Here is a 23,046-nt window from a genome sequence, read left to right on the forward strand (position 1 = left end):
TCGCATTGTCTAGCGATCGCTTTTTTGATTTTTGTGATCAATGAAACTTAATTATTCTGTATTCCAAAGAAAATAAAAATCAAGATTATTTTGTATATTACTTAACTTAAAATAAGTATACGTATCTAATTCTGAATTCTTATCTAAGTTCTTCACAACAAATTAGTTAACTTATAACAAATACTAATTAGCAGATCATCATAGCTTCAACTTATAACGGCTCAGTCTGTAATGATTAATCTTATTGGTCAAAACTTACAAAATGGTAAATATTTAATTGAACGTGAATTAGGTAGAGGAAATTTTGGCATTACCTATAAAGCTACTAATCTTGCTTTAGAGAGAGATGTGGCGATCAAAATGCTAGATTCCCATTTGAGACAAGACTCTAATCTGAATGATTGGGTCGCTCAATTTCAAGATGAAGCCAGAAGATTAGCTAAGTGTTCTCACCCAAATATAGTTCCTGTCCTTGATTTCTTTTGTGAAGGGGAACGCCCTTGTATCGTCATGGAATACATTCGAGGGCAAACTCTAGATCTAATAGTTAGAAATAAGAATCCATTACCCGAAGCTAAGGCAGTTGAATATATCAAACAAACTGGAGCTGCCTTAAGTGCAATTCATCAACAATTCCTGCTACATCAAGATGTCAAGCCGAAGAATTTGATCTTGTCTCGAGATAGCCAGCAAGTAGTACTGATTGACTTTGGCATTGCCAGGGAGTTTTCTGCCCAACAATTACAAAATCAAGCTCAAAATCAACGCAATTTGCTTTCTGAAGGCTACGCGCCTCTAGAACAATATATCGTTGACTCGCCCAGGACTATTGCTACTGATATTTATGGTTTAGCTGCCACTCTCTATACTCTTTTGACAGGTAAGATTCCTCTCTCAGCAATTTCAAGGGTTCACGGTTGTACCCTAGATTCTCCGCGTAAAATACGCCCTGAATTGAGCGATACGGTAAGTGAGGCGGTAATGTGGGGCATGGCATTAGAAACTGACTGTCGCCCTGGCAGCCTTTCTGAATGGCTGGCTAAGTTAACTTCCAATACTAATGAAATATCCTCGCTTGTGACATCTACGTCACTCCAAGTCACTAATTCCTTGTTAAATCTGCCGATAACTACAAAAAGTTTGAATCAGGGTATCAGAAAAAAAACACTAAAAACACCAATTAATTGGGCTACTAATCTCAGTAAAATAGCTGTTTTGGTGGGGACAATCTTGGGATTAGGAACTGCAATATTATTTGCATCTTCGACCTCTAATTCAAACTTCCAAACTAAACAAACTACAGACAAAGATAGCTCGACCGCTGGTGATTCGTCTTCATTTCCTCCACAGTCGTTTCAGTCACCATCAGTTAAAAATACTGAGCAAATCTCTGACCCCAAAAAATCGGTTAACTTAGAATCTTCTTCTTCTCAGCAAGCGAGCGATCGCAATCAACCAGCAACCAATTTTGATGTCCAACAATCAACATTAAAGATCGATGGGGATCGTAAATCTCAGTCAAAAGCCAAGGTAAATGTTCCCTCAAAACCAGTAATTCCAGCAAGTAAAGCAGTTGATTCTTCTGATACTCCCCAGCTTTTTTTACCGACGAAAACCCCAACTAGAACTAGACCTCAGTCAGCTATTTTTGGTTCAAGTTATACTAAGTCAGCAAATCAAAGAGAAAATAAACCTAGACCACAAATTTTTTCTAATTCGCCTTCAGAGCCGAGGATCAAAAGACAACCACAAATTCTACTCAATCGAGGTAAGGGCAAAAAGATACGGAATATAAGACGAAATATAAGATAGTTGCTTTGTACTGTAACAATTACCAAACTGGTTGATAATTTCTAGCTGTAAGCTGCCACTGACGACCAAAAACATGAATTTTATTGGTGATACCATCGGCATCGATAAGTTTGCCTCTAATATGACTCCAGGCTAAAAGACTTCCTTCAAGATTAAGTATTTTTATTCCCTGCTGTCGCCATTTTTCTGCGTATTTACCGCTGCGATAGCCAATGGTACAGTAAGCAATAACGATGGAGTTGTCTCTATATTGCTCAAGATTACTCTCAAATTCATCTACTGTAATAGCACCCGGAATCAGAGAAACGGCTCGCTCTTCAAGCGATCGCACATCGACTAAAACAATATTTTTTGCTTGTTGTTGTAGCTGTTGTAATTCTTCAACTGTAATTCCTTCAACTAAGGGAAACTCTTGAGCATAGTTGCTATACATCGCCATGATTTTTTGAAGTTTAGCAGCATCTGAGTGAATCTCAGTATTCTGACATCCAAGAGAAGTAACTGAAAAAACTAAAATCCAGACAGCAATAATTAGATATTGTTTCCGAAGCAATTTTCCCATCATCCTTCATCTGTGCTAATTATTAGAGGTTTCTGCTAACTGTTGAAATTCTTTTGACCCATTGCTAACACAGAACGCCAGAAAAACTTGGGCAGAGATAACATTCTTCGCCAACGCCAAGGTTCTTGATAAAGACGATAAGACCACTCTAAATTATTATTTCTTAACCATTCTGGGGCACGAGATTTGGTTCCCGCCCAAATATCAAAGCTACCGCCAACACCAATCCAAATGGAATTAGGGCATAGACCACGATTTTCTCTAATCCAAAGCTCTTGGCGGGGAACTCCTATGCCCACGAAAATAATCTGGGGTTGTTTTACCTGTAAAGTTTGTTTCCAAGCAATTTCTTCATCTCCAGTAACATAGCCATTTTGAATTAAAAACGATAAATTGGGATATTTATTTTGCCAAACTTGAGCAGCTCGGGAAACAGTTTCAGGAGTACCGCCAAAAAAACAAATGGAGTCTGATGAGAAAGATTGTCCAACTTTTTCGATTAGAGATGCCGCCAATTCAATTCCAGGACATCGTTCGTGTTTGAGACCTCGCATCCGCATATACATAATAATTCCTGCACCATCGGGAATAACTAAATCTGCTACTTGAATTGCTTGGGTCAAAGCTAAATTTTCTTCCGCCATGATCGCCATTTCAGCATTTAAAGTGACAACATGAGTTCCGACTCTTTGGTTGAATCTATCTACAAGCCAATCTAAGTAATTATCGAGTAGATGAACATAAAGACTAAGAATAGAGAAGGTCTTAGGCGAATGTAAGTTACTATCTTTAGTCAACATATTTTTCATGATGGTGATTCAAAATTACTGGAAAAATATTCTAATTTAGCCCAGTTTGACAGCAGTTCCCGTAGCGGTAATCAAAAGTAGTACTCCCTTGTTGTCTACGTTTATCGTACCTGTATCTATTTCAATACCAATTACTGCATCGGCATTGAGCTTGCCTGCCCGCTGCTTAAGCTCTTCAATTGCTTTTTGTTGCCCTTTTTCAAAAATTCTCTCATAGCTGCCAGTACGACCACCAATAGTATCTTTGATTCCCGCTAAAAAGTCTCTGAAAACGTTAGTACCATAAACTACTTCTGCGGTGACAACTCCCAAGTAAGTTTGGATCGGTTGATTTTGAATACTATCGGTTGTGGTTACTAACATTGATGTCAGAGGAATAAGAGGTGATTGTTAACTGATGATATTAAACTATGGATATCTTATCAGTTTTTCAATTTTCATCAATAACATGAATTACTGTATCTTTGATCGTTTTCAAGGTGCTTGGCTGGGCAGCATAATTGGTGCAGCTTTAGATGATCACAGTTGCCGCTCTGAGCGAGCTAAAATTGTTCAGTATCAACCTCCGAAATGGCTGTTGGCACGAGCTAAATTGGCAGAAATTTTAATAACTGCTCCCAGATTAGAAGCAAGTTTGATTGCGAATCAATTGGAACAGATTATTCTCGGAGAAAGCATTAGCCAAACTAACTTTGAAGTTGGCAAATTGGCTGATTATATTTTATTAATACTATTACCACTAATCATTTTTAACGTAGATAACCCAGATTTGGTTTCAAAAATTGTTACTCAATGTAACTTTAAGTCAAGAACAAATAATATAATAGAGGATGTATTAATTTGGAATTATTTACTAGCTTTAACCTTAAATAAAAGATTTTCTTTTCAGGAAACTAATGTCAGTAGTATAGTAAAGCAAGTATTTGCTGGTGTAGAGGTCAAAAAAACTTCTTTAACTGAAAAGTTAGAGATCATAGCCCAAGCTTGGGAGCATGGTAATAGCTTGAATAAATTGCAACAAGAGTTATCTAATCGAAGTGATCTAAGGCAAACGTCGATCGCTTTAGGTGTTTATTGTTTTGCTTCTACACCAAAAGACTTTATGCTTTCAGTTAAGCGTGCCGCCAAGCTCAGTAACAATATGTCTTTACCTATAACTGCACTGACGGGAGTATTATCTGGAGCATATAATGGTTTAACAGGAATTCCCTTAAGGTGGCATCAGTTTGGTAGCCAAAACCCAACTTATCGACAGAACGAATTAATCGCACAGAAATTATTAGAAACTTGGCTAGGAATATATCCAACTGCGAACAAGCAGTTTTCATACGACTTTACCCTTGACATTGTGGCTCCTCCGAAACAAATTCAATCTCGTGCATCCTTAAACATAATTTCTCAAAGAGCAAATTAAGTTCTGTTTAGCAATATGATGGAAATCAAAAATGTCTAATCAAAAATTTCAGCATCTTTGGCAAATGAAGTTTTCTTGGCGGAAGTCATCATGTCTATCGATTATAACTATACTAAGTGCTCACTTGAGCGCTTAGTTTCCAAGAGTCTTCACCTATGATTAAAAGCTGGCATTCGTTAATTCAACAATTTGAGGGATGGCGACAAAAGTATCAACACCACAATAGCCTTTGGTGGAAAAATAATACGAGCAATAAAAACCGAAGTAGATTTTCTCGTAGTTCACACTTAAGCCACTACCGCCAGAAAAAGACAATTACAAGATTCAGGCATGTTTTGTTAATGCTAGTTTTGGGTCTAATTGCCCTAACCAGTGTTGTCGGCTATCGATTTTACAATCAGCCACAGTTGACTGTAGGTAAAATTTCCCCCTTAACTATTGAAGCTCCCTATTCAGCACAATTTGAAGATACAAAAACTACTCTTGAAAGACGGAAAGAAGTCCAGACAGGAATTACTCCGATTCTGAAACAAGATCGAAATTTAACTACAGAAATTAAAAATACCCTCGCAAGCTACTTAGAAAATGTTGAGCAGCTAAGAAAACTCACTGAGCCTTTTCCATTTTTTGATACTAAAATTTTATCTTTACCGAGTCAACAATATATTCGCTTTTGTCCAGAATCAGAATTCAAGGCAGTTTTAGCTTCAGTATCTGAAAATTTTAGTCAACAATCTGTTAACCCCGAACAAAACTTATCTCTAGAAACTAGACCGGATTTCAATGTTAGATTACAAAAGGTGGCTTTAGAACTACAGAAATATCGACAAGAAACATCGGAAACTGAATTTAATACTTTAATTGCTCAAATTACTCTAACTCGTTATCGATATTCTCAGGCTTGGAAAAAGTTAGCTCAAACAAAAATTGCGCGTTTAAGTGATAAGGAAACGGTTGTCTTACTTGATTTGACTGAAAAAGATTGGAAAGCAACCACAACCACAATTGCTTTGGCTGCTGAGCGCATATTAACTCAGGGTATACCTAACGGTATGCCCTCAAACCTCCTGGAAAAAGCTGTTGCTGCGCAACTCAATCCAGATATACCTGAAGTAACAGAGCGTTTAGCTAGCAACCTATTATTGGCAAAACTTCAGCCTAATCTAGAAGAAGATAGAGACGCTACAAGAAATATTGCTGAAAAAGCAGCTAGAGCGATTAACCCAGTTGTAGTTGAGATTGAACAGGGAGAAACCATTGTTGAGGAAGGAGAAAGAATTAGTCAAGCTGATTTTGTGCTTTTAGATGGTTTTAAACTTAGTCAAAGAACTATTAACTGGGGGGGATTAAGGTTATCGGCTATTTTTGTTAGCTTCATGGTAGCTATATTTTTGCTAATTCAAAGAAAAATTTACGGTTCCTTGAGACATCGAGATTATCTTTTATTGTGCTTATTAGGTTTGAGCGCTCCTCTACTAAGTGTTTTTCATTTTCCCTATACTAGTTTGCCTGCAATTGGTCTCTTGGTAAGTAGTTTCTATGCCCCTAGCTTAGCAATTAGTGAGGTCGTCATAGTCACTGGATTGGTAATGTTTAGCAATCAGTCATTTGGTTCTCCATTTTTACTGGCAGGATGTTTAGGTGGCATAATTGCCGCTATCTTTGCTGGTAAGTTACGATCGCGGGAGGGGATGGCAAAATTAGGGTTGATGGTGGGATTGTCCCAAGCTGGAATCTATTTAATTACCAATTTAATTCGTAGTGCGAGTCCTGCTACTATTTGGTCAGCGATTTTACCCGATGCCATTATTTGTGGTCTGTTTGGAATTGCCTGGAGTATCGTCGCTATTGGTGTCTCTCCTTACTTAGAAAGATTTTTTGACTTAATTACTCCCATTCGTCTTGCAGAATTATCTAACCCAAATTTACCTCTTCTCAAGCGATTAGCGACAGAGGCCCCAGGAACATTTCAACATACGATGTTTGTCTCTTCTTTGGCTGAAGCTGCTGCTAGGAAATTGAATTGTAATGTAGAGTTAATTAGGGCAGGAACTCTTTACCACGATATCGGGAAGATGCACGATCCCCTAGGATTTATCGAAAATCAAATGGGAGGACCCAATAAACACGACGAAATAGATGATCCTTGGATTAGTGCCGAAATTATCAAGAAACATGTCAGCGAAGGTTTGGTAATGGCCCGTAAGTATGGTTTACCAAAAGCAATTCGTGATTTCATTCCTGAACATCAGGGAACTTTATTGATTGCCTACTTTTACTATCAGGCAAAACAGCAAGCTGAGTCAGAAGGTACGAAGGTACTAGAATCAGATTTTCGCTATATTGGTCCAATTCCCCAGTCCAGAGAAACAGGGATATTGATGTTAGCCGATGGCTGTGAAGCTGCCTTGCGATCGCTAAAAGAAGCTACTCCGAAACAAGCTTTGTCCACTGTGCAAAAGATTTTTAAATCTCGTTGGCATGATGGTCAATTAATGGATAGTGGTCTTAGTTATGATGAACTGCCGTTTGTTGCCGAGGTTTTCATCGAAGTATGGCAGCAGTTTAACCATAAGCGCATCACCTATCCTAAAGGAGCTTTAGAAACAACCCCTCAAAAAAATAGAATTTAAGTTATTAATCATTAAATAATTAACCACTGAAATTAGATTTAAGTTATCGGTTTAATAAAATAGATACTGTTGGAACTCAATATCACTGTGGTCAAGAAAACTTCGAGACAGGATGCTCATTTTAATCAAGCTCGTGCAAGCTTACAACAAGCAATTTCTTGGTATTCTGGCTTTCGTCGTCATGGTAGTTCTCCTCCAGATGAACGCTTACAAACTTCTGTCAGAAAAGATCTCCAGTCTCTACAAGCTGCATTAGATAAATTAGATCGCAATGCCATTCGTATTAGTACCTTTGGTCTAGTTAGCTGTGGCAAGTCATCATTGATCAATGCTCTTTTGAAAGAACAGGTAGTGGCAACAGGACCACTTCACGGTGTCACTCAATCTTTAACTATTTTGCGTTGGAATCCTCTACCAGATAAAGGGCTTAACGTTGAATTGATCGATACTCCCGGTTTAGATGAGGTGGCAGGAGAAGCGAGAGCTGAAATGGCACGAGAAATTGCGCAAAAGTCGGATCTGATTTTATTTGTGGTGGCAGGGGATATCACCAAGACGGAATACGAAGCTTTGTATGAATTAAGAAGTACTCAAAAGCCTTTAATTCTGGTCTTTAACAAAGTAGATCTTTATCCTGAGCAAGACCGTCAAAAAATTTATCGACAATTGCAACAACTCAATTCCGCCCACAGTATGGGCAGTTTAGAAGATATTATCTCTCCCAACGAAATTGTGATGGTAGCTGCCAAACCTCAACAAATATTGGTGAGAGTCGAATCAATAGATGGCACAGTTAACACTAGTTGGGAAACTCCAGAACCCCAAATCGAAGAATTACAAAAGGCTTTAGAGCAAATTCTGCAAAAAGAGGGTAAATCTTTACTAGCTCTAAATGCTCTGGTACAAGCTAGAGATGCCGAAGCGAATATTGCTCACAAGACAATTGAATTACGTCAGGAAGAAGCACAACAAATTATTAGTAAATATGCTCGTTATAAAGCGATCGCTGTAGCGATCAACCCAATTATCGTCTTAGATTTACTAGGTGGTTTGATAGCAGATTTAGCTTTAATTCGCTCTTTATCAAAGTTATATGGACTGCCGATTACTACTTATGAGGCGGGAAATTTATTACGACGAATTTTGGCTAGTTCTGGAGGTTTATTGCTAGGGGAAATTGGCAGTAGTTTAGTGCTAGGAGTGGGCAAAAGCGGCGCAATCTTAACTAGTGGGTTTGAAAGTACAGGAGCTTTTACAGTTTATCTAGGTACTGCTAGTTTACAAGGGGCGATCGCCGGGTATGGAACCTATGTGATTGGTCGAGTTGCTCAGGTATATTTGGAAAAAGGCTGCACTTGGGGAGAAATGGGAGCTTCGACTTTAATCAATGAAATTTTATCTCAGATAGAACCAAATACAATTATTTATCGTTTACGGCAAGAATTACTGCAACAATAATTCAGTAATCAGTAATTAATCAATAGTTCATGAATCAAGTTACGGTTAGTGTTCCTGCCACTACAGCTAATTTAGGAGTCGGTTTTGATTGTCTTGGTGCAGCCTTGACTATGACTAATGAGTTTCAATTTACTAAAGTTGATACCAAGACAAAACTCAAAATTACAGTAGAAGGAAAAGAAGCGGAGAAAGTAAGTACTGATGATAGTAATCTGGTCTATCAGTCTTTTCTCCAGCTTTATCAGCAAATTAAGCAAACTCCACCCAATGTAGAAATTATTATCAAGCTAGGTGTACCTTTTTCTCGGGGCTTAGGTAGCTCAGCGACAGCAATTGTAGGTGGTTTATTGGGAGCCAATAATCTAGCGGGTAATCCTCTTAGCCAAGCAGAAGTTATGGATATGGCGATCGCTATCGAAGGTCATCCCGATAATGTTGTGCCGGCTGTACTGGGTAATTGTCAACTATCTGTTAGAGACGGAGAAGAATGGCACATAAGCTCGATACCCTGGCATCAAGATGTTATTCCTGTAGTGGCTATTCCCCATTTTGAACTATCTACAGAAGAAGCGCGCTCGGTCTTGCCGACAGAATATAGCCGTAGCGATGCGATTTTTAACATTTCTCGAATGGGCTTGTTGCTGAGAGGTTTAGCAACTAATAACGGAGAATGGCTTAAAACTGCTTTGGCAGATAAGTTACATCAACCCTATCGACAAAAACTGATTACTGGTTACGACCAAGTTAAACAAGCAGCAATTGATGCAGGTGCTTACGGTATGGTGATTAGTGGTGCTGGTCCTACTTTGCTAGCGTTAACTAACCCTAATAATAGAGAGCAAGTAGCTAAATCTATGTCTGATGCATGGACAAATATTGGAGTTGAGGCTGAAGTGCGATCGCTCTCTTTAGATACAGTCGGCGCAAAAATTTCTTAAGAGGTGTCATCAATTCACTTCCTAATTCAATTCCTCAACTTTTGATAAATGATGATCGCTTCCACCTTCAGAGCCCTGGTTGAAACACTGAAAAAAAGTATGATGTTCTACTTCAAAGAAGGGATCGCTGCTTTGTCCGTGAACAATAACATTATGAAAAATGCCATTGTGGTATAACCTTATTTTCATCGGTACGCGATCTTCTTGAGAACAAGAAACTTCTAGGCCTTCGACTGCTTCTTCTAAACAATCTTCAACTCGGTGATAGAAATCAGAAATTAACTCGCGATCTTTGGCACTGACTTGAAATGACTTGGAATTAGGACGATAGATGATTTGAGTAAATGCTAAAGCTGCCTCTTGATAGCGGTTCTGTAAATAAAGGGATAAACCTAGATCCCTTAAGGCAAAAGTAAAATTCGGCTCTGCTTTCAGTACTTGATAATAAAGTTCGCTGGCCTTCTCATAATTATCGAGTCTTGCCCACAAAGAACCCAGATTATATTTAATCTTGTAGGAATCGGGATTAAGCTCTAAAGCTCGCTCAAATGATTCTTGAGCATTAAAATAATCTTTACCTAGAAATTGCGCCGTAGCTTTACCAGACCAAGCTTGATAAATATTTTCATCAAATTTGATAATGCTATCAAAGATCGCCATCGCTGCCTGATAATTTTGTTCGCGATTAACTAAAAAATGACCTAACTCTAACAGGATTGGTATATCTTGTTCTGTAATGCTGTCAAAGGGCTGATAAATCTGAATAACTTCTTGGTACCGATCGCTAGCTGGTAGACATTGAGGTTGTTTACGAATTACCAGATCTTGAAATTCTTCAAGATAGCTTAGATAAAACAAAGCACGAGGATTATCAGGTTCTATTTCTTTAGCCTGGGTAAAATCGGCGATCGCTTTATCAAATCTTTCTTGGTTACGATTAGAGTCCCAAAGTACGAAAGAAACCTTACCGCGATTAATTAAAGCTTCAGTGTCGTTAGGTTTCTTCTTTAAGACGCGATCGCAAGCGGTCAAGACCTTAGCAGCCAAGTCTAAATCCGAGGGCATAAGACGACATTGTTTGGCAGCAGAAAAATTAATCCAAACTAAATAGAGACCAAAAATCCCTCCTAAACTACCTAAAATAGTCAAGATAAGAATACCTAAATGTTTAATAGATCTTGGTTTTTGCTCGACATCGCTAAATTTAGAAGCAGAGGCTTGCGAGACAATTAGCTTGTGACCAATTTGATCGAGCTGCTGTTTGATCCATTCACTATTAAATATCTCTGCGTAAATACGATTGACAATTTTTAACTTATTTTCTTGACGAATTACTAATCCCGATGTTGTGAGAATCTTATCTTCTAAACTATCCGTAGCTACTACTTCTTTTTTTAATAAGATTTCATGTAGTCTTAACAGTACAGTTGTTACTTGTTCATGTTGTAGAACATTATTTTGAATTGCTTGAAGATGCTGATGATAGCCCCGTTCCTTTTCATTTTCCCAGTACTTGACTAATGATTGGACAATACGCTTCACGTATTTCGTTTCTTGTCCTTCCAGAACCTGATCTTGGCGATCGAGAATTAACTGACAGAGACGTTGGGTCAGCAGAGAATTTCCCTCTGTCCAGCTTAAGATTTCTTGAGCAATTAAATGTGGTAGCTCGATCTTGCCTATTTCTTTACTTTTAGCAATAAAGTCCTCAATTATCTGATTGCTATTAATATTTGCCTGTGAAAACGGGTCGCTCATTGTGGTCGAAATAGATAAATATACCTAAAATTTCCACGATCTGGGTTTAAGTGGCAACTGATACTGTTGATGAACATAACAAAAATGGTGAATTATTCGAGGTAATTGTTCGTAAATAAGAGCTTTGATTATTCTCAACTGATCAGGAGCTAACTGGGAAATGAAGATATATGGTTTTGCTAATAGTACACTCCCAAAGGGGTAGAGTCTAAATATATGTAAAATAGTGCAACATAGAAAAGATCGAACCTTCGCAATAAGTCCGGGAGAAATCGCTGCAACAAGTATGGTCAACGGAAAATCGATGTTATTAGAGTCGATCTTGGCGCTGAGCGGCATGATGAGTATCAGTGGAGGTATCTACTATATCGGCTTGTGTACTAAACCCTACGAGTAAAACAAGTCCTAATAAAATCCAACTTAAGGCTGTTCCTAAGCCGATAATTTTATCAGAGTGAGATTTTTGTTTTTCTCTTGGTTGAGTTGTAGTAGCTAGAGCTTCTTGCAGCATTATTGCATCCCAATTGTAGCCCTGACAGCTCCCTAAGCTTAATTTCATTCGATTTAGAGATTCGTCAGAATCAGAAGATGTATGGTTATATTTTGAGTGTGACATGAGTATTTTATGTTGATTGAACCAGAGGATGAAATAAACTTAAATCCCTTTGTTGATTCAATACGTTGACCTCTGTTTTTTGATGCCACTAAATTAAGCAGTAATCGGGAAAAAGTAGAGATTAAGGTTGTTTTAGCAACAAAAAGTTATGATTATTCATTGATTGGTTATCATTGAAATCTCTCAAATATATTCTGGATAATCAAAGACTTTGCTGTTATCCTAAATCTTGCTTAATTTAGTAATTTAAGTATATGACCCCCAATAGTCCTCAGATTCCGAATTGTTCCTGGCAGCGTTCCCTGGGAAAAAGATGGGAACACCCTTACACTGTTCGCTATGCGAGTAATTTAGATGATGGTCCCTGGCACGGAATGCCATTGGGAGGTATGGGTGCAGGGTGTATTGGGAGATCGACAAAAGGAGATTTCAACCTCTGGCATCTAGATGGAGGAGAGCATATTTTCAAGTCTCTTCCCGCTTGTCAGTTCAGTATTTTTGAGCAAACGGAAGGGGCAACTGCTCAGGCTTACGCTTTGTCTACAGAAGCTCCAGAGGATGATACTTTATCTCGCTGGTCTTGGTATCCCTCAGCCAAAGGTACTTACAGTGCGTTGTATCCTCGTAGTTGGTATCAATATGAGGATGTGTTTGCGGCAAATATAATCTGTGAGCAGTTATCACCAATTTGGGCAGAAAACTATCAAGAAGCTAGCTATCCCGTTGTCAACTTTGACTGGACGATACATAACCCTACTGATAAGCCGATAACTTTAAGTATTATGCTGACCTGGCAAAATACCGTAGGTTGGTTTACCAATGCGATCAAATCGCCCACGGTTAAAGTGCGGGATGATGGCAGTCCTGAATACGAATATCAACCCAAGTGGCGGGATAGTACTGGCAACTATAATCAGTGGATACAAGATAACTATCGTGTAGGTTGCTTATTAAATCGAGTGCAACCCCATGAAGAAGTACAGGAAGGGGAAGGACAAATTGCGATCGCGACCGTTTATAATCCCAGCGTAGAAGTTTTTTACCTTGGTCGCTGGAATCCAGAAGGAGATGGTTCCGAAGTCTGGGATTATTTTTCAGGGGATGGCTCTTTACCTGATCGACAGGATGAAACCCCTGCTGCTCCTGGGGAACAAATAGCTTGTGCGATCGCGATTCGCTTGACAATTAAACCAGGTAAAACTAAGCAAATTCCCTTTACATTAGCTTGGGATTTGCCAGTTACAGAATTTAAACAGGGAATTAACTACTATCGTCGCTATACGGACTTTTTTGGTCGCAATGGTAACAATGCCTGGAGTATTGTGCGAACTTCTCTCAAGCACGGTGACTGGTGGCGTGAAAAAATCTTAGCTTGGCAGCAACCAATTCTGCAAAGAGATGATCTCCCAGACTGGTTCAAAATGGCGTTGTTTAATGAGTTATACTTACTCGCTGATGGAGGGACTCTCTGGACAGCAGCCTCAGAAGATGACCCTGTAGGGCAGTTTGGGGTCTTGGAATGTATGGACTATCGCTGGTATGAAAGTCTAGACGTACGTTTATACGGTTCCTTTGGCTTAATGATGCTGTGGCCTAGGCTAGATAAATCTGTGCTAGAAGCTTTTGCTAGAGCCATTCCCAATCATGATAATACACCTCGAATTGTCGGTTATGATGGTTCCAAGGCAATCAGAAAAGAGGGTGGTGCAACTCCCCACGATCTTGGCGCACCAAATGAACACCCTTGGGTAGAGACTAACTATACTTCCTATCAAGATTGCAACCAGTGGAAAGATCTGTCTAGTGATTTTGTTTTGCAAGTATATCGAGATTATCTATTGACTGGAGGTGAAGACACTAATTTTCTCTGGGAATGTTGGGACAGTGTTGTTCTGACCTTGGCATATCTCAAAAAATTTGACCGCGATCGCGATGGTATACCTGAAAACTCTGGCGCACCAGATCAAACTTTCGACGACTGGAGATTAAGAGGCATCAGTGCTTACTGCGGCGGTTTATGGATCGCAGCTTTAGAAGCAGCAATCAAAATTGGTAAAATACTGATTGCCAATCCACCAATGAATCCTAATCTACAACCTAAAGATTTTCCTCTAGGGATAGAAACCACTATTAATACTTATCAAAGTTGGTTGCATCAAGGGCGATCGCTCTATCACGACACTCTCTGGAATGGGGAATATTATCGCCTCGATAGTGAAAGTGGTTCAAATGCAGTGATGGCAGATCAACTTTGCGGGCAGTTTTATGCTCGTTTGTTAGGTTTACCTGATGTAGTGGAGGAACAATATGCCAAATCTACTTTGAATAAGATATACGATGCTTGCTTCCTCAAGTTTCATAATGGTAAATATGGAGCAGCTAATGGCGTTTTACCCGATGGCAGTCCTGTCAATCCCGATGATACCCACCCTTTAGAGGTATGGACAGGAATTAACTTTGGTTTAGCTGCTTTCATGCTGCAAATGGGTATGAAAGATGAAGCCTTTAAACTTGCAGAAACTGTCGTCAAGCAAGTATACGAAAATGGCTTACAGTTTCGCACTCCTGAAGCAATTACTGCGGTGGGTACTTTTCGTGCAAGTCACTATTTAAGAGCGATGGCAATTTGGGGAATTTATGGTGTTTTGACTGATTGGAAATAATTTAGATCGAGGCATTTCGCGAAACGCTACTGCTACAATTAGCTTTTGCAGAAATCCGAGAATTATGTTCCCGCCATTAGCATTGTTTACAGCTTCAGAAACAGGATTTAGTATGACTTCTCAAATTATAGATCAGGTAAATATTTAGCGTATTTCTGATAAATAGTTATTCCGAGTATTTCTTGCGTAAATTCTGGAGGAATTTTGTGATCCCGCGAGCTATATTGCTCACGTACCATAGTGACTGTTTCATATGGATTTTCCCATTTATGGAGAAGTCTGATTAACTCTTTAAATTGTTGATAGGCTTCTCCATGTCGATGAATTAAACCCACAACTTGTAAAATCCTGGCATAAGTAGCAGGAGAACTCTCTTCTTTGGAGATGCTTAAAATTGGAGCAATCTTTTCAAATAGATCATAGTATTCTTTGACAGAAGTAAGTAAACGTTTGGGAGTTAATAAATCGTGTCCTTGTAAACTTTCTATTACATCAGAAATTTCTTTGATAATTGAGAAATCCGTTAAATCATACTGTTTAAATAATGCTAATAATTTTAAGCCTAATTCATGCTTACTAATGATATTCATTTCTTGAGCATAAGAATTAATTGCCTCTCTACCTTCTTCAGTATTAATTAAAGGTAAAATTTCTGTTTGTTTCTTTTTGATTTTTTTGACAAAAGCTTCTTTGTCAATGTTATCTTCTAAATTATCAGAAATATATTGGTAAAACTCCTGTTGTTTACGGCTACGGTAACGTAATTCAGTAGCTTCTAACTTGAGAAAACTTTTTTGAGCAATGAGTGCTGCTCTTAGCAATTCGACTCTGTAATTAAGTTCTTTATAACCTTCAATTCCTTTGGCTATATCAACCTTTATTTGTATTAGAAGTTTAAATTCTTCACTAGTAAATTTATCATCATTAATTTTTTGAGCTTTTCTACCAATATTTGAGAGTTCATTGAATGCATCATTGTGTAGATAAAGAGATCTTTCAGGAATTGGTGGTTTTGCAAATCTTTCTTGAAAATTACTGGTAACTACACTGATCAATCCTTTGGTAAAAGGTGTGGCTACAAGTATCACTAAAATAGTAGCTGGCAAACCAACTGTGAGCAATTTAAAGGCAAAAGGCTTTGATAATTTTACAGATTCTGAAGTATTTGGATTTCCATTGTTAACTATTCTTTTTATCTTTTTTAGCTCTTCGATACTTTCAATATTTATCTGCTTTTCTTTTAAGGCATCGAGCATTTCATAACCATCTAAGCTGTCATTGTTAACTATTTTCTGTAGCTCTTGAAGTTCTTCTAGATTTTCAATATTCAGATTTAGCTTTTGCAAGGCATCAAGCTTCTTACTATTTAAGTTATCTGCATTGATTTTGTCTTGTATCTGTTTAAGTTCTTTTAGATTCTCAATTTTCTCCTGTCTCTTTTGTAAAGCATCAAGCATTTCATCTCCATTTTTAGAAGATTTTTCGTCAGTTGAAGCTGTATCGGGTTTCTGGGCTAACTCCAATTGATTGACTGGGGAGGATTCTGCTGCGATTATTTGACTTTGTTTCCAAGACAAAAGCTTGGAATTGGGATTAACAACTGAAGCATCAGCATTAGTTTGGTTGATTGTACTTAAACCTAAAATTGAGATAGCAGTTGCTAAGGTAATGTTTTGCAGCTTCCCCATGATGATTTTTTTAGAAACTATGAACTAGAAATATAGTTCCCAGTTTTTAGCTATCAGTTATCAGTTATTAGTTATCTAAAAGTTAAATTATTCAATACTTTTCAGATCTTCTCTAAGAGAGTATTAGTCAGGTTAGTATTGGTTAAGTTGGTATTGTCTAGATTAGCGTTCGTTAGATTAGCTCCAATTAGTTTGGCATTGGTGAGATTAGCATTAGCTAAATTAGCTTGGTTTAAATTAGCCGCAATTAACTTGGCATTGGTTAGGTTAGTTCTCTGTAAATTGGCATTTGATAAATCTGCTTCGATTAAATTAATATTACTTAAATTTAAATCGGATAAATCAGCACCTTGTAAGTTCGCATAACGGAAATTAGTTCTCCCTAGCGCATATCCTTGTAGTAGACTGGCGCGATCGCTAATTCTTAATTCTCTTTGAGGAGGTCCTTTGACGGTAAATTGTATTTGATTTTTACACTCAATTAACCTAGATAATTCTTGATAGAGTGAATAGTCGCCAATCCCACTAATATTTACCCAAGCTCTAGTACGGGTGAGTGCTACGAATAATTGATTACGCAGATATATATTATTCTCATCTTGAGCAATCTGATCTAAGCCAATCAGATAAACCATGTCGGCTTCCTGTCCTTTGGCACGATGAATCGTAGAGATAGTAATTGCCCCTGGATACCAAAACTGATTAGGATTACGTTGTTCGGAAGAGGTTTCTAAACAATTGTAAGTACTTTGAGTAGGGAGATAGATATTAATTCCCTGATTGATTAAAAAGGTTGCAGTTTGTTTAACTAGAGTTTTGGCAGCAAAAGATGAGCCTAAAACAATAATTAACAGTTCTCGATCTGGCTGTAAATGATCGTGAGCTAAATTCTGTTTGATTTTATCAGCTAAGACAGTTAATTCTTGTTGACGGGAAGTAAAGCAGTCAAAACTAATCATATCTTCTGACCACAATTCACTAACAATATTAGGTGAATTATGCTGTTCTCTTTTTAGCGTAATTTGAGATCCTGGTTGCCAATTGCCAATTATTTTATATCCTAGTGCTTGCCATTCTGCAGCATGAATGGAACCCGTGAGAATACCTCGCCTTCTCAATAAACCCATGGCGATCGCATGAGCAACAATTATTATTTGATGGGGTGTGCGGTAACAACGAGATATGATTTCGGTTTTATTGATTTGCCGATCATATTTTCCAGTAACAAGATGTGCAAATTCTTCGCCAAATAGTTCACCAGGTTCGGGAATCTTCAAACTATCTAAACTCTGTAGTTCATCGTAAGCCCAAATCAGCCGTCTATGTTGAGGATGAATTGAACTGACTGGTCGTAAAGATTGATAAACTAACCAATAAAACGCTTGCTTATCTTGATATTTCCAATCGCTAGCAATTAAGTCCTGTCCTTCATCAATTAAAACTGCATCAAAGATCTGGGGAATAGCTTTAGTTTCTAATAGCTTACAACAGGCTTCTGCTAAAGCTTCATTAGGTTTGTTGCTAATCGTAAAGGGAACAGCAAGAGGTAGAGTACCTGTAGATTGGCAAATCGTACTGTAAAAACCTGGCTGTTGCTTACTTCCCCATGCGTGGAGAATTTTCAAGTTAGATTTTTGAGGATCATAGCTTTCTCGATCTTGGGTAAAATGCCCAATCCACTTCTCTACTTGCCGAGTAATAGGGTCATATAAACTGCGAGAGAAAAATACCAAGGCAATCTGCCATTCTGGATATTTAACAGACATTAAAGCTGCTTTCTGACAGAGTAAAACCGTTTTACCTGAACCAGCAATTCCTCTGATTCTTTGCATTCCTGTGGGAATTTGTTTGGCAATTTTTTCTTGCTGTAAATCTAACTGATTTAAGCGCGATCGCACTTGTTGAATTATATGGCGACGGCTTTGAGGAGAACAAGAAATACGTTGGATGGGTTGAGTATATAAAGGTGTTCCACCTAATACAGCCAGTAATAGTTCCCATTGAGTTGGGGTTATTACTTCTCCCGCAATAACTGGCGGCGTCTGAGTAATGAATTCCCTAATTAGTCTTGATGAAGCGAGATGATCTTGGAACAGTATTGGAGGACAATTGGGTAACTTATCAAAACCTTTAGCTTGCCATTGAGCTTGAGTAATGTATGGAAGGGCAACGATCGCTCTAGCACTAACTTTGTGTTTTAATAACGGTTCGCGATCGCAATACTCTAGTAAGGCAAATAATTGATTTTCCGCCTGTTGATAGGGATTGCCATATAAAGTATAAAAATTCTGATATTCCCAGCGATGACCTTGAATATTAATTAGCTGCTCAATCCTAATCGATTTAACTTCAATCACAGTTAAACCTAAGCTTTGGTCAGCAATTAAGATATCTGGCTCTTTACGAGATTTTCCTATTGGAGAAAAAACAGGGTAACGCCAATAGCCTAGACAATTACACAATTCAAAAGCTCTTTTAACACTATCCCAAACTAACTTTTCCCCCTCTTCTCCCTTATTTCCTAAAATTTCTGTCTCAATGAATTTGCCCATAGCAAATGAATTCGGAGTTCGGAGTTTGGAGTTCGGAGTTCGGAGTTCGGAGTTCGGAGTTCGGAGTTCGGAGTACTCGCTCCGCGAGAAGCTATGCAACGGGGTTATAGGTTATAGGTTATAGGTTAATTCGGAGTTTGGAGTAAATTAATTTCTAACTGCTTCTAAAATCCGGGAATAATAAAAACTAACGCTGGTCATTCCTGTCCGCTTAATAGAAAAACCATTATCTTCCAAAATGGCAACAATTTCTGATTCTTTGTGTTGGTAAGCCCTGGTGGTTTTAGATGGACCAGGAAAAAATTCGCCAATTTTTTTTAAAACAAACAATAAACAAGTTTTAGGAGCAAAGCTAATAATCAAACGAGATTCTGCTAAAGATGCCAAATGAGAAATCATCTTGGCTGCATCTTCTGTCGGATAGTGAATTAAAACATCCAAACAGATTACTGTGTCGTATTTCCCAGTTAAAGCTTCTAAATCTGAGACGGCAAAAGAAACTTTACTAGTATCTTTTAATATTGACTTTGCCTTTTCTTGAGCTTCTCCAACCATTTTTTCGGAAATATCACTAGCAAAAACAGTCGCACCTGCTTGAGCCAAAGGAATACTGAGACTACCTACACCACATCCCGCATCACAAATTGAGATATTTTCTAAGTTGCCATCATCTTGTAACCAGTCAACTACAGTATCGATAGTTTTCTGGTGTCCTATACGGATTTTCTTTTGTACCTTATTAACATCTTCTGTTTCACCGTAGATTCTACGCCAGCGATCAAATCCCGTCTGATTGAAATAATCCTTAACAATTGCTTTGTCATTTTGTTGATCTAAAGTTTCCATAAGTCGATTTTAAATTAATTTAAATAGCTATCCCGACTCAGTATTGTATCTTGCTTACAGCACCTCAAACACATTCAATTACCAAACAAGATGAAACCTAATACTGACAATAGTTTTTTGGGGGATTAAATTTGATTTCTCTCTCTTATTTTTTTACTAATATCAACTATATTGAGCTGATAAAAATGCGGTCAATCTGAGTGCAATCTTTAAGTTTACTGCAATAATACACAGGACATTAATGTCATGAAATTGAGAATTAAGCAGTGAACATCAAAATGTTAGCTTCAATGTTTTCTGGAATCATGGTTTAATAGGCACTTAAGTAAAAGGTTAAAGCTTACCATAATATGCCACTCTTTAGCAGTATCTATTTACTATGATTTTTAGACAATTACTATTTTTATCTGCACTTACTTAAATACTCTACTTACTTAAATACTCTTCAGTTTAGTTTTCCGTTTTTTTTGCCTTACTCACACAGTTACTTCGCACACCATCAGGAGTTTAAAAATGAACTTAGAGTCCAATCAGTTGTCTTTAGAACAAGAATTTCTTCATGAAGTATTTGTCACTAAAGTTCAAAATTTGTCTTATGAGGAGACTAAAGACCTGTTGATCAAATTTCATAAGCATACTTTGTTTAAGGAGAACTATTATCAGAAGCTATTTCGTAATAAAGAGAAAAAAATGTCGGTAAACTACTAGAAAAAAACAAATAAACTAATTGGGAAAGTGTTTTTAACGTAAGAATTGGGTTAATTGCAATCTGGATAACTGAATTTTGACAAGATATTTTATAATTTACTTTGCCACAGACTCTCCCAAATGATATGAGCGATCACAATTCTTTTATCCGTTCCGATCTAGCCCAGTTAGCTGCTTATAAGCCTCACCCAGGGGGAGAAAGTGAGGTAATTGTTGATCGCCTTGATACCAATGAAAGTCCCCTTGATTTGCCAGTGGAAATCAAATCTAAGCTGACTTGGACGTATCAACAGGAAATAGAAGCGAATCGTTATCCCAATGGTAGTCATTACGAATTAAAACAAGCGATCGCTGAATATATTCAGGAGTCAGCTTGCTTAGCTGACAACTTAACTACCGATCATATTTCTGTGGGCAATGGTTCGGATGAACTAATTCGCTCACTGCTAATTGCGACGTGCTTGGGTGGTGAAGGCTCTATCTTAGTAGCAGTTCCCACCTTTTCCATGTATGGCATTTTAGCCACAACTTTAGGAATTCCTGTTGTCACTATAGATAGAAAAGAAGCAGATTTTTCTTTAAACCTCAAAGCTGCTCAGGAAGCTATTGATAACACCAATAATCCTCCAATTCGGGTTGTGTTTGTCGTGCATCCCAATTCTCCTACAGGTAATACCTTAAAAGCAGAAGAACTAGATTGGCTAAGATCTTTGCCAGAAAATATTCTTGTAGTCATCGACGAAGCCTATTTTGAATTTAGTCAGACTTCTGTAGTAGCTGAATTAGCCCAACGAAATAACTGGATTGTTTTGCGTACTTTTTCTAAAGCCTTTCGGTTAGCTGCTCATCGTGTGGGATATGCGATCGCTAATCCTGATTTAATCACTGTACTAGAAAAAGTCCGTCTGCCCTATAATCTGCCTAGTTTTTCTCAGGCAGCAGCCAAAATAGCTTTGCAACAACGCCAATTACTGTTACCGTTAGTGGCGAAAACCATCAAGGAAAGAGAACGAGTATGGTCGATTTTGACCGAAAACAATCAGCTTCGAGTATGGCAAAGTCAAGCTAACTTTTTGTATCTGCGTCCCAGAAATACCACTGCCGATAATCGTGAGCATGTTTTAGCAGATATAACCAAAAACCTCAAAGCAGGCGGTACCTTAATTCGTCATACAGGAAGTGGATTACGCATTACCATTGGCACTCCCGAAGAAAATGATCGCACTTTACAACGACTAGAAAAAATAGTTGAGTTAAATCTCTAATCCCCAATCCCCAAATCAAAAAACGAGTAATCATTGACACAATTGCTAAGTGAAATGAGAGAATAAAAAGCTATGTTAACTGTTAGCTGTAAATATGAGTTTAGATTGGATTAGCCGCGCCGAGCGTTTAAGTGCCTTACCCCCCTACGTATTTGCTCGTTTAGACGAATTAAAAGCCCGTGCCAGAGAACAGGGACTAGACTTAATCGATTTAGGCATGGGTAATCCTGATGGTGCTGCACCCAAGCCAGTAATAGATGCGGCGATCGCTGCTTTACAAGATCCACTCAATCATGGCTATCCACCTTTTGAAGGTACAGCTAGTTTTCGACAAGCAATTACCAATTGGTATCAACGCTGTTATGGAGTTGAATTAAATCCAGATAGCGAAGCCCTGCCCCTAATTGGTTCTAAAGAGGGTTTAGGTCATTTGGCGATGGCGTATGTCAATTCAGGAGATATTATTCTGGTTCCCAGCCCTTCCTATCCAGCTCATTTTCGGGGACCATTAATTGCAGGAGCAAAAATTCATCAGATAAATCTCTCAGCTGAGCAAAATTGGTTAATCGATCTGAGTACTATTCCTGAAGATGTAGCTCAAAAGGCCAAAATTCTTTATTTCAATTATCCTAATAACCCGACTACAGCCACTGCACCAAGAGAATTTTTTGAGGAAGTAGTTAAATTTGCCCGTCACTACCAAATATTATTAGTTCACGATCTTTGTTATGCGGAACTAGCTTTTGATGGTTATCAGCCAACATCATTGTTAGAAATTCCTGGGGCAAAAGAAATCGGCGTTGAGTTTCATACTCTTTCTAAAACCTATAACATGGCTGGTTGGCGCATAGGCTTTGTTGTTGGTAATTCCGATATTATTCAAGGTTTACGGACTCTAAAAACTAACTTGGATTATGGTATTTTTTCAGTCATCCAAAAAGCAGCAGAAACCGCTTTACAATTGCCAGATAAATATATCAAAGAAGTTCAACACCGCTACAGTTCTAGAAGAGATTTTTTGATTAAAGGCTTAGGAGAATTGGGCTGGCAAATACCTCCTTCCAAAGCAACTATGTATCTCTGGGTGGAAACTCCTGTGGGACAAGGTTCAACAGAGTTTGCACTGGATGTTTTGCGGCAAACAGGGGTGGTAATTACTCCTGGAAATGCCTTTGGTGAGGCGGGAGAAGGCTACGTCAGAATTAGTTTAATTGCCGATTGCGATCGCCTGGGAGAAGTACTCAAACGTTTTAAGCAAGCAGGAATTTCTTATCAATGAGCTTATTGGTATATAGAACCATTAACCATTGTAGAAAGCTCAAAT

The 23,046-nt window shown here is 38.2% G+C and carries 17 protein-coding genes; 9 read left to right on the forward strand and 8 right to left on the reverse strand.

What is annotated here, in order from left to right:
• Positions 1-231 precede the first annotated feature (231 nt).
• Positions 232-1,812 (forward strand): protein kinase, encoded by a 1,581-nt coding sequence (locus tag PLEUR7319_RS0107015; RefSeq protein WP_019504497.1) that lies wholly within the window; start codon positions 232-234, stop codon positions 1,810-1,812.
• 19 nt (positions 1,813-1,831) lie between these two features.
• Here PLEUR7319_RS0107015 and PLEUR7319_RS34520 read toward each other — a convergent pair whose 3' ends face one another.
• The 3 genes from PLEUR7319_RS34520 to PLEUR7319_RS0107030 are packed head-to-tail and all read right to left on the reverse strand — an operon-like array spanning position 1,832 to position 3,546.
• Complete coding sequence (locus PLEUR7319_RS34520; protein ID WP_051044410.1) at positions 1,832-2,377, reverse strand: rhodanese-like domain-containing protein; 546 nt, start codon at positions 2,375-2,377, stop codon at positions 1,832-1,834.
• A gap of 32 nt (positions 2,378-2,409) precedes the next feature.
• Positions 2,410-3,174, reverse strand: coding sequence for a WecB/TagA/CpsF family glycosyltransferase (locus tag PLEUR7319_RS0107025; RefSeq protein ID WP_019504499.1), 765 nt, complete (start codon positions 3,172-3,174; stop codon positions 2,410-2,412).
• A 45-nt stretch (positions 3,175-3,219) separates the two neighbouring features.
• Entirely contained in the window at positions 3,220-3,546 is a 327-nt protein-coding gene (locus PLEUR7319_RS0107030; RefSeq protein WP_019504500.1) for a YbjQ family protein, read from the reverse strand.
• An 85-nt stretch (positions 3,547-3,631) separates the two neighbouring features.
• Between PLEUR7319_RS0107030 and PLEUR7319_RS0107035 the strand changes: the two genes are divergently transcribed.
• The 4 genes from PLEUR7319_RS0107035 (at position 3,632) to thrB (ending at position 9,626) form a co-directional block, all read left to right on the forward strand.
• Positions 3,632-4,597, forward strand: a complete 966-nt coding sequence (locus PLEUR7319_RS0107035; protein WP_019504501.1) for an ADP-ribosylglycohydrolase family protein — start codon at positions 3,632-3,634, stop codon at positions 4,595-4,597.
• 155 nt (positions 4,598-4,752) lie between these two features.
• Complete coding sequence (locus PLEUR7319_RS0107040) at positions 4,753-7,230, forward strand: HD family phosphohydrolase (RefSeq protein WP_063822247.1); 2,478 nt, start codon at positions 4,753-4,755, stop codon at positions 7,228-7,230.
• An 87-nt stretch (positions 7,231-7,317) separates the two neighbouring features.
• A complete protein-coding gene (locus PLEUR7319_RS0107045) occupies positions 7,318-8,688 on the forward strand; it encodes a GTP-binding protein (protein WP_019504503.1) in 1,371 nt (456 codons plus the stop codon).
• Positions 8,689-8,717: 29 nt separating this feature from the next.
• A complete protein-coding gene (thrB, locus tag PLEUR7319_RS0107050; protein ID WP_019504504.1) occupies positions 8,718-9,626 on the forward strand; it encodes a homoserine kinase in 909 nt (302 codons plus the stop codon).
• Positions 9,627-9,647: 21 nt separating this feature from the next.
• Here thrB and PLEUR7319_RS0107055 read toward each other — a convergent pair whose 3' ends face one another.
• The gene (locus PLEUR7319_RS0107055) at positions 9,648-11,384 is read right to left on the reverse strand and encodes a tetratricopeptide repeat protein (protein ID WP_019504505.1); all 1,737 of its coding nucleotides are present in this window, start codon (positions 11,382-11,384) and stop codon (positions 9,648-9,650) included.
• 310 nt (positions 11,385-11,694) lie between these two features.
• The gene (locus tag PLEUR7319_RS0107060; protein ID WP_019504506.1) at positions 11,695-12,000 is read right to left on the reverse strand and encodes a hypothetical protein; all 306 of its coding nucleotides are present in this window, start codon (positions 11,998-12,000) and stop codon (positions 11,695-11,697) included.
• Positions 12,001-12,254: 254 nt separating this feature from the next.
• On the opposite strand from PLEUR7319_RS0107060, the gene PLEUR7319_RS0107065 reads away from it, so the two are divergent.
• Positions 12,255-14,663, forward strand: coding sequence for a GH116 family glycosyl hydrolase (locus tag PLEUR7319_RS0107065; RefSeq protein ID WP_019504507.1), 2,409 nt, complete (start codon positions 12,255-12,257; stop codon positions 14,661-14,663).
• Positions 14,664-14,788: 125 nt separating this feature from the next.
• Here the strand turns inward: PLEUR7319_RS0107065 and PLEUR7319_RS37885 are convergent, their stop codons facing one another.
• From PLEUR7319_RS37885 to bchM, 3 genes are all read right to left on the reverse strand, one after another.
• The gene (locus PLEUR7319_RS37885; protein WP_144054263.1) at positions 14,789-16,240 is read right to left on the reverse strand and encodes a hypothetical protein; all 1,452 of its coding nucleotides are present in this window, start codon (positions 16,238-16,240) and stop codon (positions 14,789-14,791) included.
• Between the two features lie 212 nt (positions 16,241-16,452).
• Positions 16,453-18,903 (reverse strand): pentapeptide repeat-containing protein, encoded by a 2,451-nt coding sequence (locus PLEUR7319_RS0107075; protein ID WP_019504509.1) that lies wholly within the window; start codon positions 18,901-18,903, stop codon positions 16,453-16,455.
• A gap of 147 nt (positions 18,904-19,050) precedes the next feature.
• Complete coding sequence (gene bchM, locus PLEUR7319_RS0107080; protein WP_019504510.1) at positions 19,051-19,749, reverse strand: magnesium protoporphyrin IX methyltransferase; 699 nt, start codon at positions 19,747-19,749, stop codon at positions 19,051-19,053.
• 513 nt (positions 19,750-20,262) lie between these two features.
• On the opposite strand from bchM, the gene PLEUR7319_RS0107085 reads away from it, so the two are divergent.
• The 3 genes from PLEUR7319_RS0107085 to PLEUR7319_RS0107095 all read left to right on the forward strand — a co-directional run bounded on the left by PLEUR7319_RS0107085 (position 20,263) and on the right by PLEUR7319_RS0107095 (position 23,001).
• Positions 20,263-20,457: an NblA/ycf18 family protein gene (locus PLEUR7319_RS0107085; RefSeq protein WP_019504511.1), complete on the forward strand. Its 195-nt coding sequence runs from the start codon at positions 20,263-20,265 to the stop codon at positions 20,455-20,457.
• A gap of 125 nt (positions 20,458-20,582) precedes the next feature.
• Positions 20,583-21,722 carry a histidinol-phosphate transaminase gene (locus PLEUR7319_RS0107090; protein WP_019504512.1) on the forward strand — a complete coding sequence of 380 codons (1,140 nt, stop codon included), beginning with the start codon at positions 20,583-20,585 and terminating at the stop codon, positions 21,720-21,722.
• A 94-nt stretch (positions 21,723-21,816) separates the two neighbouring features.
• Entirely contained in the window at positions 21,817-23,001 is a 1,185-nt protein-coding gene (locus PLEUR7319_RS0107095; RefSeq protein WP_019504513.1) for an aspartate aminotransferase, read from the forward strand.
• The last annotated feature ends 45 nt before the right edge of the window (positions 23,002-23,046 follow it).

This window comes from Pleurocapsa sp. PCC 7319 (genome assembly GCF_000332195.1).
Lineage (GTDB): Bacteria > Cyanobacteriota > Cyanobacteriia > Cyanobacteriales > Xenococcaceae > Waterburya.

Bases quoted from the DNA above. Each gene is read 5' to 3' on its own strand.
- PLEUR7319_RS0107015 (WP_019504497.1), top strand. From the start codon at position 232: ATGATTAATCTTATTGGTCAAAACTTACAAAATGGTAAATATTTAATT.
- PLEUR7319_RS34520 (WP_051044410.1), bottom strand. From the start codon at position 2,377: ATGATGGGAAAATTGCTTCGGAAACAATATCTAATTATTGCTGTCTGG.
- PLEUR7319_RS0107025 (WP_019504499.1), bottom strand. From the start codon at position 3,174: ATGTTGACTAAAGATAGTAACTTACATTCGCCTAAGACCTTCTCTATT.
- PLEUR7319_RS0107030 (WP_019504500.1), bottom strand. From the start codon at position 3,546: ATGTTAGTAACCACAACCGATAGTATTCAAAATCAACCGATCCAAACT.
- PLEUR7319_RS0107035 (WP_019504501.1), top strand. From the start codon at position 3,632: ATGAATTACTGTATCTTTGATCGTTTTCAAGGTGCTTGGCTGGGCAGC.
- PLEUR7319_RS0107040 (WP_063822247.1), top strand. From the start codon at position 4,753: ATGATTAAAAGCTGGCATTCGTTAATTCAACAATTTGAGGGATGGCGA.
- thrB (WP_019504504.1), top strand. From the start codon at position 8,718: ATGAATCAAGTTACGGTTAGTGTTCCTGCCACTACAGCTAATTTAGGA.
- PLEUR7319_RS0107055 (WP_019504505.1), bottom strand. From the start codon at position 11,384: ATGAGCGACCCGTTTTCACAGGCAAATATTAATAGCAATCAGATAATT.
- PLEUR7319_RS0107060 (WP_019504506.1), bottom strand. From the start codon at position 12,000: ATGTCACACTCAAAATATAACCATACATCTTCTGATTCTGACGAATCT.
- PLEUR7319_RS0107065 (WP_019504507.1), top strand. From the start codon at position 12,255: ATGACCCCCAATAGTCCTCAGATTCCGAATTGTTCCTGGCAGCGTTCC.
- PLEUR7319_RS0107075 (WP_019504509.1), bottom strand. From the start codon at position 18,903: ATGGGCAAATTCATTGAGACAGAAATTTTAGGAAATAAGGGAGAAGAG.
- bchM (WP_019504510.1), bottom strand. From the start codon at position 19,749: ATGGAAACTTTAGATCAACAAAATGACAAAGCAATTGTTAAGGATTAT.
- PLEUR7319_RS0107085 (WP_019504511.1), top strand. From the start codon at position 20,263: ATGAACTTAGAGTCCAATCAGTTGTCTTTAGAACAAGAATTTCTTCAT.
- PLEUR7319_RS0107090 (WP_019504512.1), top strand. From the start codon at position 20,583: ATGAGCGATCACAATTCTTTTATCCGTTCCGATCTAGCCCAGTTAGCT.
- PLEUR7319_RS0107095 (WP_019504513.1), top strand. From the start codon at position 21,817: ATGAGTTTAGATTGGATTAGCCGCGCCGAGCGTTTAAGTGCCTTACCC.